14 protein-coding genes are annotated in these 12,665 nt (G+C 69.9%); 12 read left to right on the top strand and 2 right to left on the bottom strand.

Annotated features, from left to right (window positions below):
* Positions 1–24 precede the first annotated feature (24 nt).
* Positions 25–201, bottom strand: coding sequence for a hypothetical protein (locus OIU81_RS08885; RefSeq protein ID WP_018093452.1), 177 nt, complete (start codon positions 199–201; stop codon positions 25–27).
* 329 nt (positions 202–530) lie between these two features.
* On the opposite strand from OIU81_RS08885, the gene OIU81_RS08880 reads away from it, so the two are divergent.
* The 4 genes from OIU81_RS08880 to OIU81_RS08865 all read left to right on the top strand — a co-directional run bounded on the left by OIU81_RS08880 (position 531) and on the right by OIU81_RS08865 (position 4,123).
* Complete coding sequence (locus OIU81_RS08880; RefSeq protein WP_006602630.1) at positions 531–1,184, top strand: response regulator transcription factor; 654 nt, start codon at positions 531–533, stop codon at positions 1,182–1,184.
* Between the two features lie 6 nt (positions 1,185–1,190).
* Entirely contained in the window at positions 1,191–2,453 is a 1,263-nt protein-coding gene (locus OIU81_RS08875) for a sensor histidine kinase (protein ID WP_329145594.1), read from the top strand.
* Positions 2,454–2,979: 526 nt separating this feature from the next.
* Positions 2,980–3,282 (top strand): DUF4193 domain-containing protein, encoded by a 303-nt coding sequence (locus OIU81_RS08870; protein WP_003982531.1) that lies wholly within the window; start codon positions 2,980–2,982, stop codon positions 3,280–3,282.
* Between the two features lie 13 nt (positions 3,283–3,295).
* Entirely contained in the window at positions 3,296–4,123 is an 828-nt protein-coding gene (locus OIU81_RS08865; RefSeq protein WP_443073949.1) for a hypothetical protein, read from the top strand.
* 58 nt (positions 4,124–4,181) lie between these two features.
* Here the strand turns inward: OIU81_RS08865 and OIU81_RS08860 are convergent, their stop codons facing one another.
* Positions 4,182–4,625 (bottom strand): DUF3093 domain-containing protein, encoded by a 444-nt coding sequence (locus tag OIU81_RS08860; protein ID WP_329145590.1) that lies wholly within the window; start codon positions 4,623–4,625, stop codon positions 4,182–4,184.
* A gap of 58 nt (positions 4,626–4,683) precedes the next feature.
* On the opposite strand from OIU81_RS08860, the gene OIU81_RS08855 reads away from it, so the two are divergent.
* The 8 genes from OIU81_RS08855 (at position 4,684) to OIU81_RS08820 (ending at position 12,626) form a co-directional block, all read left to right on the top strand.
* A complete protein-coding gene (locus tag OIU81_RS08855; protein WP_329145589.1) occupies positions 4,684–5,286 on the top strand; it encodes a PaaI family thioesterase in 603 nt (200 codons plus the stop codon).
* On the top strand, positions 5,283–5,804 hold the full coding sequence (dut, locus tag OIU81_RS08850; RefSeq protein WP_329145587.1) for a dUTP diphosphatase: 522 nt from the start codon (positions 5,283–5,285) through the stop codon (positions 5,802–5,804). The genes OIU81_RS08855 and dut overlap by 4 nt, the downstream gene beginning before the upstream one ends.
* Position 5,805: 1 nt before the next feature.
* A complete protein-coding gene (locus OIU81_RS08845) occupies positions 5,806–6,573 on the top strand; it encodes a DUF3710 domain-containing protein (protein ID WP_329145586.1) in 768 nt (255 codons plus the stop codon).
* A 326-nt stretch (positions 6,574–6,899) separates the two neighbouring features.
* Entirely contained in the window at positions 6,900–6,989 is a 90-nt protein-coding gene (gene kdpF, locus OIU81_RS08840; protein WP_096212427.1) for a K(+)-transporting ATPase subunit F, read from the top strand.
* 31 nt (positions 6,990–7,020) lie between these two features.
* Positions 7,021–8,697 (top strand): potassium-transporting ATPase subunit KdpA, encoded by a 1,677-nt coding sequence (gene kdpA, locus OIU81_RS08835; protein WP_329154976.1) that lies wholly within the window; start codon positions 7,021–7,023, stop codon positions 8,695–8,697.
* On the top strand, positions 8,694–10,838 hold the full coding sequence (gene kdpB, locus OIU81_RS08830) for a potassium-transporting ATPase subunit KdpB (RefSeq protein WP_329145583.1): 2,145 nt from the start codon (positions 8,694–8,696) through the stop codon (positions 10,836–10,838). Before kdpA ends, kdpB begins: the two co-directional genes overlap by 4 nt.
* Positions 10,835–11,515 (top strand): potassium-transporting ATPase subunit KdpC, encoded by a 681-nt coding sequence (kdpC, locus tag OIU81_RS08825; protein ID WP_329145581.1) that lies wholly within the window; start codon positions 10,835–10,837, stop codon positions 11,513–11,515. The genes kdpB and kdpC overlap by 4 nt, the downstream gene beginning before the upstream one ends.
* A 364-nt stretch (positions 11,516–11,879) precedes the next feature.
* Positions 11,880–12,626, top strand: coding sequence for an ABC transporter ATP-binding protein (locus OIU81_RS08820; protein ID WP_443073948.1), 747 nt, complete (start codon positions 11,880–11,882; stop codon positions 12,624–12,626).
* Positions 12,627–12,665 lie beyond the last annotated feature (39 nt).

Here is a 12,665-nt window from a genome sequence, read left to right as displayed (position 1 = left end):
CTGTCGTCGTGCGCCGGGAAACGGTCAGGCGTTGCTGACCGCGCCGTAGCGCACGCCGTGTTCGGTCGCCAGTCGCTGCAGGTCCTCGAGCTCTGCCTGCTCGACCTCGGCGAGGAAGTCGTCGCCCGCAGCCCGGGCCCGGTCCAGATCAGCTTCCGTGTTCTGTATGCGCTGCAAAATGCCTGCGGTGAACGCGTCCATGTGCGCCCCCTCGTCGTGGGTCGGTGGCACGGGGTGTGCCGACGGGTGGGTGATCACTGCGTGGTCCCTGCGATGGATCAGTTCGTGGCAAAGGGTGCTTTAAGTTGCCTGATAAACAGGGTGTGATCGCGGGTGTGCAGTCGTCCTCCCCACCCGGTACCTCAGGGAAACCTCACCCCACCCAGGAATCATGCCCGTCGGGCGTCCCGGGCCGCTCTCCACCCCTCCGCACCCCTCTTACCGCCGGTTTATGGCTCTTCGGGGCAGGATGGAAGAGCTTTCGGACAAGTTGTGCCTGCCCGCGAGGGCCCTGAGGAAGGACTAGCGACGTGCGTGTTCTCGTCGTCGAGGACGAGCAGCTGCTCGCCGATGCGGTGGCCACCGGACTACGCCGGGAGGCCATGGCCGTCGACGTGGTCTACGACGGCGCTGCCGCCCTGGAGCGGATAGCGGTCAACGACTATGACGTGGTCGTGCTCGACCGTGACCTCCCGGTCGTCCACGGTGACGACGTCTGCCGCAAGATCGTCGAGCTGGGGATGCCCACCCGCGTCCTGATGCTCACCGCCTCCGGTGACGTCAGCGACCGCGTCGAGGGCCTGGAGATCGGCGCGGACGACTACCTCCCCAAGCCGTTCGCCTTCACGGAGCTGACCGCCCGGGTGCGCGCCCTGGGGCGCCGTACGACCGTCGCGCTGCCGCCCGTGCTGGAGCGGGCCGGCATCAAGCTCGACCCCAATCGCCGCGAGGTCTTCCGCGACGGCAAGGAGGTCCAGCTCGCACCGAAGGAGTTCGCGGTGCTGGAGGTCCTGATGCGCAGCGAGGGCACGGTCGTCTCGGCCGAGCAGCTCCTGGAGAAGGCCTGGGACGAGAACACCGACCCGTTCACCAACGTCGTCCGGGTCACGGTCATGACGCTGCGCCGCAAGCTCGGCGAGCCCGCGGTGATCGTCACCGTCCCCGGCTCGGGATACCGGATCTGACCGGCGATGCCCTCCCTGCCCTCGTTCTCCAAGGCGGCCGCACCCCCGCCGCCTCTGCCCCCCAAGCCCACCTGGGACCCCCGGCCGGTCAGCATCCGGCCGTTCCCGTGGCTGCGCCCCACGATCCGGATCCGCCTGACCCTGCTGTACGGCGGCATGTTCCTGATGGCCGGGATCGTGCTGCTGACGATCATCTACATGCTGGCCGCGGACGCGCTGCACGACGGCAGCACGCTGCCCCTGAAGATCCTCGGCGGCAAGTTCCAGTCGACCAGTGACCAGTGCGACCTGCCCACCAAGACGTCGGGACCGCTGCTCCAGGCGGCCGTCGACCAGTGCCTCCAGCACCAGCGCGCGCTGGCCCTCAACGACCTCCTCAACCGTTCGCTGCTGGCGCTGCTGGGGCTGACGGTGGTGGCCTTCGCGTTCGGCTACGCGATGGCCGGCCGGGTGCTGGCGCCGCTGGGCCGGATCACGCGCACCGCGCAGCGGGTGGCGGGCTCGGATCTGCACCGCCGCATCGAGCTGGGCGGGCCCGACGACGAGCTCAAGGAGCTCGCGGACACCTTCGACGAGATGCTCGACCGCCTGGACCGGGCCTTCGAGTCGCAGCGGCGCTTCGTGTCCAACGCCTCGCACGAGTTGCGTACCCCACTGGCGATCAACCGCACGCTGCTGGAGGTCCAGCTCGCCGATCCGGACGCGTCCCCCGAGCTGGCGCAGCTCGGCAAGACGCTGCTGGCCACCAACGAGCGCAGCGAGCAGCTCGTGGAGGGCCTGCTGCTGCTCGCCCGCAGCGAGAACAAGGTCGTCGACAAGAAGCCGGTCGATCTGGCCGAGGTCGCCGCGCAGGCCGTCGACCAGAACCGTGAGGAGGCGCACCGCAGGGGCGTGGAGCTGCGCGGGGTCCGCCAGCAGGTCTTCGTGCAGGGCAACGGCGTCCTGCTGGAGCGCATCGCGCTCAACCTCGTCCAGAACGCGGTGCGCTACAACGTGCCCGAGGACGGCTGGGTGGAGGTCACCACCGAGCCCCAGCCGGGCTGTGCGGTGCTGGTGGTCGCCAATACGGGGCCGGTGGTTCCCGCCTATGAGGTGGAGAACCTCTTCGAGCCGTTCCGGCGGCTGCGGACTGAGCGCACCGGCAGCGACAAGGGCGTGGGGCTGGGCCTGTCCATCGTGCGCTCGGTGGTCCGCGCACACGACGGCACGATCACCGCCGCGCCCCGCGAAGGCGGTGGGCTCGTGATGCGCGTCGTCCTGCCGCTCTGACGCAGGCCACAGGGCGGTTGTACGCCTGCTGGAGCCACTGTGCGCCCCGGTGAGCAGTGGTCGGACATCTGTGCGTACGATCGCCCGTCTCGCGGCCGTACACCGCCTCGCCTCCCGGTTTGACGTGAAGGGGGGTCGGCGGGGATCCTTCGCCGAGTTCGCTTTGCGCGGAATTGAACTGGTCCGCCCACCGGTCTGTGCGTGTGTGATCCCTCACAGGCGCGAAATTCCAGCCATCTACGCTCCGTGAGCAAAATGGCCGCCGGAATGCCTGGGACGTCCGGGTTTCCGGGGGGTCGGATCACGGGAAGTACAGGTGATGGGCTGCGCGAGGTGCGACATTCGGACCGTGTACGGTCCTGATCGCCATCCAAACCGATCACCTCTTCAGGGGTGCGGTTGGGTGTCGATTGAGTAACAGACCTTGATGTGAGGCAAAATCTCCGCCTCAGGTCGGGCACAAGTCCGGCCTCTCACGCGTTACGAGCGCTGAGACACCGCAGACACCCAGAGGGGGAGAGCGAAAATGGCTACGGATTACGACACCCCACGCAAGACCGACGACGATCTCAACGAGGACAGCATTGAAGAGCTGAAGTCGCGGCGGAACGACAAGTCCGCCTCGGCGGTCGACGTCGACGAGTTCGAGCAGGCCGAGGGCCTGGAGCTGCCGGGCGCTGACCTGTCCAACGAAGAGCTGGCCGTGCGCGTGCTGCCCAAGCAGCAGGACGAGTTCACGTGCATGAGCTGCTTCCTGGTCCACCACCGCAGCCAGCTGGCCGCGGAGGACAAGAACGGACAGCCGATCTGCCGCGACTGCGCGGCCTGAGCCCGGTCTGCCCGTGGCAGGCATGAACCCGTTCCGTAAGGGCCCCAAGGGTGGCCAAGGTCCAGCGGCAGGCGCACGATCACACCAGGAAAACGCGCCCGTGCCCGCCGACCCGACCGCCCTCCCCACGGAGCGGACGACCGGAGCACCCCAGGAGCGGGGCCACGGGACCTCGCTCGCGGCCCTGACCGGCCGCGGTGCCGCAGGACGCGGTGGCAGGGTGCGGGGAGCGATCACCGTGATCGCCGACCGCATCATCGACACCGCCCCGCGGATCCCGGTCCGCGATCTTGCGACGCTGCGCGCCCAGTTCCCCGGACTGACCCCCGAGGACCTGGCCGACAAACTCGTCGCGGGCGCCTGTGCGGCGACCGCAACCGTCGGAGCGGGCGTCGGTGCGGCAGCGATGCTGCCCGTACCGCCCGCCATGCCGGCCGAGCTGGCCGCCGAGGTCACCGGCGTCGCCTCGGTCGAGATCAAGCTGATCGCCGAGCTGCACGAGGTCTACGGCCTGCGGCCCGCCGGGAATTTCCGGCAGCGTGCGATGGCCTGTGTGACCTCGTGGACCGAGGAACGGGGCATCGACGTCACCAAGCCGGCCTCGCTGAACTTCGCCCTCGGCGGGCAGATGCGGCGGGAGCTGCGCCGGCAGATCATGAAGCGCACCCTGCGCAATCTCCCCAACCTCACGCCGTTCATGATCGGCGCCGCCGTCGGCGCGTTCATCAACCGCAGGGACACCGGAAAGCTCGCGGAACGGATCCGTAAGGACCTGCGCGCACACCAGATCCCCTGGGACGCCCTTCCCGGCTCCGCACCGGACGCCCCGCCGCACGACTGACGACGCCGGAGCCGCCCGTCATCCCGCCGTACGGCAGAAGCGGGCCCCCGGCCGCCGGTCAGGTGCGTACGGCCGCCAGCGCCGCCACCAGCCGCTCCGGATCCCGTGTGGAGAGATAGGCGTAGGGCGTCGGATCCCCGGGGTCGGTGATCTCCACCCGCACCGCGGTGCGGACATAGCTGCGCAGCAGCATGAACGCGCGGGCATCGGCCTTGTGCGTACGCCAGGCCAGCGCCTCGTCCGCGTCCAGCGCCCGCGCCTCACCCAGCGCCGACGCGGGGATCTTCGCCTCGCCGGCGATCAGCGCGCCGCCCACCACCCGGATCCGCGCCGAGCCGTACGTGCTCACCGCGACCGCGGACAGCGCCGTGCCGCCGATCAGTCCGCCGAGCATCGGGAGCGTCCCCACGGGGAGCAGCATCAGGGCGCAGGCGACACCGATCAGCGCGGCGATCACCCACCAGGAGCGGGGCGCGGTGAGACGTTCTTCGTACGACTGCATGGCTCCAGCTTGGCACGGCGGCGCGGGGCCGTGACGTGCGCGGGTAGGGTCTGCACTCGTGAGTGGAACTGACAGAACGAGGGCGGAGCTGACGCGGCTGACGCCACCGAAGGACGCCGTCGCTCCGGTCCGGCATGCCGATGCGCCGGCACCCGGAGAGCTCCTCGGCGCGCACTACGACCGGTGCTTCGGCTGCGGCACGGGGCAGCCGCACGGCCTGCACCTGGAGGCGCGGGCCGGCGAGGGTGTGAGCGTACGGGCGGAGTTCACCGTCAAGGAGGCCCACCAGGGTGCGCCCGGCCTGGCGCACGGCGGGGTGCTGGCCACCGCGCTGGACGAGACGCTCGGCTCGCTGAACTGGCTGCTGCGGGTGATCGCGGTGACCGGCCGGCTGGAGACCGACTTCGTGCGGCCGGTGCCGCTGGGCACGGTGCTGCATCTGGACGCGCGGGTCACCGCGGTGCACCGGCGGAAGATCTACTCGTCGGCCGTGGGCCGCATAGGCGGTCCGGACGGTCCGGTCGCGGTCCGCGCCGAGGCCGTCTTCATCGAGGTGAAGGTCGACCACTTCATCGACAACGGAAGGGCCGAGGAGATCCAGGCGGCGATGGCCGACCCGGACCAGGCCAAGCGCGCGCGTGCTTTCGAGGTGAACCCGTGAGTCAGGGACGCAATCCCGTAGAGGTGCTGCTGCGGCGGCTGGACCCGGAGGTGCCCGTTCCGTCGTACGGGCATCCCGGCGACGCCGGCGCGGACCTGGTGACCACCGAGGCCGCCGAGCTGGCGCCGGGGGAGCGCACCGTGCTGCCCACCGGGGTGTCGATCGCCCTTCCCGAGGGCTATGCGGCATTTGTGCATCCCCGGTCCGGGCTGGCCGCCCGGTGTGGACTGGCGCTGGTGAATGCCCCCGGGACGGTGGATGCCGGGTACCGTGGAGAGATCAAGGTGATCGTGGTCAATCTGGACCCGCGCGAGAGCGTGCGGTTCGAACGATTCGACCGGATCGCTCAACTGGTCGTCCAGCAGGTCGAGAAGGTGCGCTTCCACGAGGTGGCGGAACTTCCCGGCTCGGCGCGGGCCGAGGGGGGATTCGGTTCCACCGGCGGTCATGCGGCGGTGGACGGCTCCACGGGCGGGAATGAATACGCATCGGTCGGTGCCGACCGGGAAGGACAGTGACGTGTTCGGACGTCGCAAGAAGAACGAGGCTCCTGAAGAGTCGGCCAAGGACACCACCCTCGCCGACGAGCAAGCGGTGAGCGACGCCGACGAGGACGGCGCGGCACAGCAGCGGCACAGTCTTCCGCCCGCGCCGCGCCCCGACGGCCCCTGGGACGCGTCGGAGGTCTCCGAGCCCGGCGAGGGCCGGGTGGACCTCGGCGGTCTGTTCGTGCCCGGTGTCGAGGGTATGGAGCTTCGGGTGGAGGTCGCAGGCGACGCCATCGTCGCCGCGACCGTGGTGCTGCAGGACAGCGCCGTGCAGCTGCAGGCCTTCGCCGCCCCCAAGAACGAGGGGATCTGGGGCGAGGTCCGCGAGGAGATCGCCTCCGGCATCACCCAGCAGGGCGGCGTCATCGACGAGGTCGAGGGCCCGCTGGGCTGGGAGCTGCGCGCCCAGGTCCCCGTGCAGCTGCCGGACGGCACGAATGGCGTGCAGGTCGTGCGCTTCATCGGTGTCGACGGCCCCCGGTGGTTCCTGCGTGGTGTGATCTCCGGCCAGGGTGCGGTGCAGCCGCAGGCCGCGGGCGTGCTGGAGCACATCTTCCGGGACACCGTCGTCATCCGCGGTGAGGCCCCGATGGCGCCGCGTGACCCGATCGTCCTGAAGCTGCCGGACGACGCCCAGATGGTGCCGGACGGTGTGCAGCAGGAGCCGGTCGAGCAGTCGCGCTTCGGCGGCGGTGTGGAACGCCTGGAACGCGGACCGGAGATCACCGAGATCCGCTGACACAGATGGCGGCCGGGCGGCGCGTGGGCGCCCCGGTAACGGCTGGATTGTGACGCTCGCAAGGGCCCGTACTCCCCGACAGGGGGTGCGGGCCCTTGGTGTTTGCACAGGTCAGACCGGGATGCGTAGAGATTCCGTCAACGGGGCGCCAATGGCCGTAAGGGAGGCGTCAACGGCGGTCACAGGCGGCGGGAAGGGCGCTTTGCTCTAGGAGTCCTTACCTCCTCATCCCTCTAGGAGCACACGATGGCCGACGTGGCCTTCGTCGTCGTCACCCTCGCGGTCTTCGCCCTGGTGGCTCTCGTCGCCAAGGGGGTGGCGAAGCTGTGACCGTCGAAAACACCGTCGGCCTGATCGTGGCCGTCGCCCTGCTCGGCTACCTGGTCCTCGCCCTCGTCTTCCCGGAGAGGTTCTGAGGTGTCGACTGCTGCTGCCGCGGCGGGCCAGATGAGCCCCGTCCTTGCCGGCGTCCTCCAGCTGACAGCGCTCACCGCGGCGCTGGCCCTGGCCTACCGCCCCCTCGGCGACTACATGGCCGCCGTCTACAACGCGCCCAGGCACCTCCGCGTCGAGAAGGTCCTCTACCGCTGCATCGGCGCCGACCCGGACGCCGAGATGCGCTGGCCGGCCTACCTGCGCGGTGTCCTGGCCTTCTCCGCGGCGGGCGTGCTCTTCCTGTACCTGCTCCAGCGCGTCCAGGGCGGGCTGCCACTGTCCCTCGGCTTCGCGTCGATCAGCCCGGACCAGGCGTTCAACACCGCGGCGTCGTTCGTCACCAACACCAACTGGCAGTCCTACAGCGGCGAGCAGGCCATGGGCCACGTCGTACAGACCGCCGGCCTCGCGGTGCAGAACTTCGTGTCCGCCGCCACCGGCATGGCCGTCGCCGTCGCGCTGGTCCGCGGCTTCGCCCGGTCCCGTACCGGCGAACTCGGCAACTTCTGGGCCGACCTGGTCCGCGGCACCGTCCGGGTCCTCGTCCCGATCGCGGTCCTCGGCGCCCTCGTCCTGGTCGCCTGCGGCGCCCTGCAGAACCTCTCCGGCATCCACGAGGTCGGCCAGTTCATGGGCGGCGCCCAGCAGACCAACGGCGGCGCGGTCGCCTCCCAGGAGGCCATCAAGGAACTGGGCACCAACGGGGGCGGCTACTTCAACGCCAACTCCGCCCACCCCTTCGAGAACCCCAACGCCTTCAGCAACCTCTTCGAGATCTTCCTGATCCTGGTCATCCCGTTCGCGCTGACCCGCACCTTCGGCAAGCTCGTCGGGAACGTGAAGCAGGGGTACGCGATCCTCGCCACCACGGTCGTCATCTGGCTCGGCTTCACCGCGCTGATGATGTGGAGCGAGTTCGCCCACGGCGGACCGGCACTGCAGGCCGCGGGCGCCGCCATGGAAGGCAAGGAGACCCGCTTCGGCGTCGGTTCCTCCGCGATCTTCTCGGTGGCCACCACCCTGACCTCCACCGGCGCGGTCGACGCCTTCCACTCCTCGTTCACCGCCTTCGGCGGCGGCCTCCAGCTGCTCGGCATGATGCTGGGCGAGATCGCCCCCGGCGGGGTGGGCTCCGGGCTCTACGGCATGCTCGTGATGGCGGTCATCGCGGTGTTCCTCGCCGGCCTGATGGTGGGCCGTACCCCCGAATACCTCGGCAAGAAGATCGGCACCCGCGAGATCAAGCTCGCCGCCTGCTACCTCCTCAGCACCCCGACGCTGGTGCTCGGCTTCACCGCGGCGTCGATGACGCTGCCGGACGCGCTGGGCTCGATGCTCAACACCAAGGCGCTGGGAGCCGGTTCGCACGGCTTCTCCGAAGTCCTCTACGCGTTCACCTCCGGCGCCAACAACAACGGCTCGGCGTTCGCCGGACTGAACGCCAACACGCCCTGGTACAACACCACGATCGGCCTGGCGATGCTGCTCGGCCGCTTCCTGCCGATGGTGTTCGTGCTCGCCCTCGCCGGCTCGCTCGCCGAGCAGCAGCCGGTCCCCGAGACCGCGGGCACCCTGCGTACCGAAAAGCCGCTCTTCTCCGGGCTGCTCGTCGGCACGATCCTGATCGTCACCGGTCTGACCTACTTCCCGGCGCTGGCCCTCGGGCCGCTGGCGGAGGGGCTGTCATGACCGTCCCCGTGAAACCGGAGGAGCCCGGCTCCATGGCCTCCCGCTCGACACTCACCCCGACCCGCGCGCCGCACCAGGACGTCCCCGGCGGGCAGCAGCCCGGCGACGGCCGTGTGGGCGGCGGATTCTTCGACCCCAAGCAACTGATCACGTCCCTGCCGGACGCGCTACGCAAACTCGACCCGCGGGTGATGGTCAAGTCCCCCGTGATGTTCGTGGTCGAGGTCGGCTCCGTACTGACCACGGTCTTCGCCTGCACCTCCCCGACGGACTGGTTCGGCTGGGCGATCGCCGCCTGGCTGTGGCTGACCGTGGTCTTCGCCAACCTCGCCGAGGCGGTCGCCGAAGGCCGCGGCAAGGCGCAGGCCGACACCCTGCGCAAGGCCAAGACCGACACCGTGGCGCGCCGGCTCACCGGCGAGACCGAGGAGCAGATACCCGGCACCGAGCTGCGCATCGGGGACCTGGTGGTCTGTGAGGCCGGCGACATCATCCCCGGCGACGGCGATGTCGTGGACGGCGTGGCCTCTGTCGATGAATCGGCAATCACCGGTGAATCGGCCCCGGTCATCCGCGAGTCCGGCGGCGACCGCTGCGCGGTGACCGGCGGGACGAAGGTGCTGTCCGACCGCATCGTCATCAAGATCACGACGAGGCCCGGCGAGACCTTCATCGACCGGATGATCAACCTGGTCGAGGGCGCCGCACGGCAGAAGACCCCCAACGAGATCGCGCTGAACATCCTGCTCGCGTCGCTCACCATCGTCTTCCTGCTGGCGGTGGTCACCCTCCAGCCGTTCGCGATCTACGCGGGCGCCGAACAGCCCATGATCGTGCTGCTCGCCCTGCTGGTCTGCCTGATCCCGACGACGATCGGCGCACTGCTCTCGGCCATCGGCATCGCCGGCATGGACCGGCTCGTGCAGCGCAACGTCCTGGCCATGTCCGGCCGCGCCGTCGAAGCCGCAGGCGATGTATCGACATTGCTGCTCGACAAGACCGGCACCATCACCCTCGGCAACCGCCAGGCCGCCGAGTTCGTCCCGGTACGCGGCACCACCGAGGCCGAGGTCGCCGACGCTGCCCAGCTGTCGTCACTGGCCGACGAGACTCCCGAGGGCCGCTCCATCGTCGTCCTCGCCAAGGAGAAGTACGGTCTGCGCGAGCGCCACCAGGGCGAGTTGACGGGCGCCGACTGGGTCCCGTTCACCGCCCAGACCCGGATGTCGGGGGTGGACGTCGACGGGCGCAAGGTCCGCAAGGGCGCGTCCGGTGCGGTCATCGCCTGGGTCCAGGAACGCGGCGGCCCCGTCGCCGAGGACGCACGCCGGCTCACCGACGCCATCTCCCAGGCCGGCGGCACCCCGCTGCTGGTCGCCCTGGAGGACGAGAGCGGCCCACGCGTCCTGGGAGTCATCCACCTCAAGGACGTCGTCAAGGAGGGCATGCGCGAACGCTTCGTCGAACTGCGCAGGATGGGCATCAAGACCGTCATGATCACGGGCGACAACCCGCTGACGGCCAAGGCCATCGCCGACGAGGCGGGCGTGGACGACTTCCTCGCGGAGGCCACACCCGAGGACAAGATGGCGCTCATCAAGCGTGAACAGGCCGGCGGCAAGCTGGTCGCGATGACGGGCGACGGCACCAACGACGCGCCCGCGCTGGCACAGGCCGACGTCGGCGTGGCCATGAACACCGGCACCTCGGCCGCCAAGGAGGCCGGGAACATGGTGGACCTGGACTCCAACCCGACCAAGCTCATCGAGATCGTCGAGATCGGCAAGCAACTGCTGATCACCCGGGGCGCGCTGACGACTTTCTCGATCGCCAACGACGTCGCGAAGTACTTCGCGATCATCCCGGCGATGTTCGCGGTGGCCTACCCGGGCCTGGACACCCTCAACATCATGCGGCTCTCCAGCCCCAACTCCGCGATCCTCTCGGCGATCATCTTCAATGCGCTGGTCATCGTCGCCCTCGTGCCGCTCGCCCTCAGGGGGGTGCAGTACCGGCCGGTCAGCGCCGACCGGATGCTGCGGCGCAACCTCGCCGTCTACGGACTCGGCGGCCTGATCGCCCCGTTCCTCGGCATCAAACTCATCGATCTGCTCCTCTCCCTCATCCCCGGAATCGGGTGACCGCCGTGAACAACTCCGTACGCAACACCGCCCGCTTGATGGGGGCGGGCCTGCGCGCCCTGCTCGTGCTGACCGTGGTCTGCGGGGTCCTCTACCCGCTGGTGGTCACCGGCGTGGCCCAGGCGGCGTTCCCCGGCAGGGCCAACGGTTCCGAGCTGAGCTCCCAGGGCAAGGTCGTCGGCTCCTCGCTGATCGGCCAGCGCTACGACAAGGGCAAGGACAAGGAGGGCAACCCCGTCCCGGACCTGAAGTTCTTCCAGCCGCGCCCCTCGGCGGGGCTGGGCAGCAACCGGACCAACGGCGTCAACACGCGCTACGACCTCCAGGTCTCCGGAGCGTCCAACCTGGGCGCGACCAACACCGACCTCGTCAAGGCGGTGAAGGAGCGCAAGCAGTGGGTCGCCGACACGTACGGGGTGCCCGCCTCGAAGGTCCCGGCGGACGCCGTCACCTCGTCCGGCTCCGGCCTCGACCCGGACATCTCCCCGGCCTACGCCCAGCTCCAGGCCGACCGCGTCGCCCAGGAGAACCGACTCCCCGCGGACCAAGTACGCCGGCTGGTCAAGGACCACACCGACGGCCGCACCCTCGGCTTCATGGGCGAACCCCGGGTGAACGTGCTGGAGTTGAACATCGCACTGAGGGACTTGGAGCGGGGGCAGGGAGGTGCGCACTGAGCGGGGGTGCGGTGCGGCCTTGGAGTTGACGTGCTGTCATGTGCCTTGCTTCGGCTGAGGGGTTGAGGGGTTGAGGAGAGGGGCTGAGGTGGTGAGGGGCCCTGGCCTTGTGGCTTCGCGGCCCTGCGGATCCAGCCACCGCAGGTGCCGCCCCCCCCGCCGTGGTGGCTGTGCGGCAGGAGGCTGTTTTGCGCCTGATTTCCGAGTCGATGCGGGAGTTTTCCACAGGCGTTGCCCGCCGCGCCGCGCCCTACGCATACTGACGCAACCGGCAGGCGAGAGGGATCCGGCGACCCGGATCCGGCGCCGCGGGGCCCGGTGGCGGGGATCCGGGGGACGGACCTGCGAGGTGGGGGAGCGGAGCATGAACGGCGGGGGAAGCACAATCGGGGCCGGCGAGGGCGGGCAGGCAACTGCCGTCGCCGAGAGCGCACGGGCGATGGTCGTCGTCGAGGATGTGCACCGCAGTTACGGGAGCGACGCCGGGGCCGTACATGCCCTGCGCGGGGTGTCATGCCGCATACCGCGCGGCGAACTGGTCGCCCTGCGCGGCCGTTCCGGATCCGGCAAGACCACACTCCTCAACCTCATCGGCGGCCTGGACAACCCGGACTCGGGGCGGATAGTCGTCGACGATACGCCGCTCGCCGGCCTCGGTGAGAGCGGCCTGCTGAAGATGCGCCGCGATCGAATCGGTTTCGTCTTCCAGTCCTTCGGACTGATACCGATCCTGAGCGCCGCCGAGAACGTCGGAGTGCCGCTGCGGCTGCGCAAGGTGGCACCACGCGAACGCGAGGAGCGTGTCGCTCTCCTGCTGTCCCTGGTGGGTCTGGCCGGCCATGTCGCGCAGCGCCCGGGTGAGCTCTCCGGAGGCCAGCAACAGCGTGTCGCGATAGCCCGCGCACTCGCCAACCGTCCGGCACTGCTCATCGCCGATGAGCCCACGGGACAACTGGACGCCGAGACCGGCATGGAGGTGATGGAGCTGCTGCGCGCCGTGGTCCGCAGCGAGGACGTCACGGCCCTGGTCGCCACCCACGACCCCCACCTCCTCGGCCTCGCCGACCGCGTCCTGCACCTGAACGACGGTCTGATCACGGAGGAGGGGTAGGGCGGGGGAGGCGGGAGGGGGAGAGGCGGAGGGGGCGGG

This window comes from Streptomyces sp. NBC_01454 (genome assembly GCF_036227565.1).
Taxonomy (GTDB): domain Bacteria; phylum Actinomycetota; class Actinomycetes; order Streptomycetales; family Streptomycetaceae; genus Streptomyces.
This window is presented reverse-complemented; position numbering and strand designations above follow the sequence as displayed.

What these genes read in the sequence shown, in the direction of transcription:
- OIU81_RS08885 (WP_018093452.1), bottom strand. Translation starts at nt 201, where the DNA reads ATGGACGCGTTCACCGCAGGCATTTTGCAGCGCATACAGAACACGGAA.
- OIU81_RS08875 (WP_329145594.1), top strand. Translation starts at nt 1,191, where the DNA reads ATGCCCTCCCTGCCCTCGTTCTCCAAGGCGGCCGCACCCCCGCCGCCT.
- OIU81_RS08870 (WP_003982531.1), top strand. Translation starts at nt 2,980, where the DNA reads ATGGCTACGGATTACGACACCCCACGCAAGACCGACGACGATCTCAAC.
- OIU81_RS08860 (WP_329145590.1), bottom strand. Translation starts at nt 4,625, where the DNA reads ATGCAGTCGTACGAAGAACGTCTCACCGCGCCCCGCTCCTGGTGGGTG.
- kdpA (WP_329154976.1), top strand. Translation starts at nt 7,021, where the DNA reads ATGAGCCCCGTCCTTGCCGGCGTCCTCCAGCTGACAGCGCTCACCGCG.
- kdpB (WP_329145583.1), top strand. Translation starts at nt 8,694, where the DNA reads ATGACCGTCCCCGTGAAACCGGAGGAGCCCGGCTCCATGGCCTCCCGC.
- OIU81_RS08820 (WP_443073948.1), top strand. Translation starts at nt 11,880, where the DNA reads ATGAACGGCGGGGGAAGCACAATCGGGGCCGGCGAGGGCGGGCAGGCA.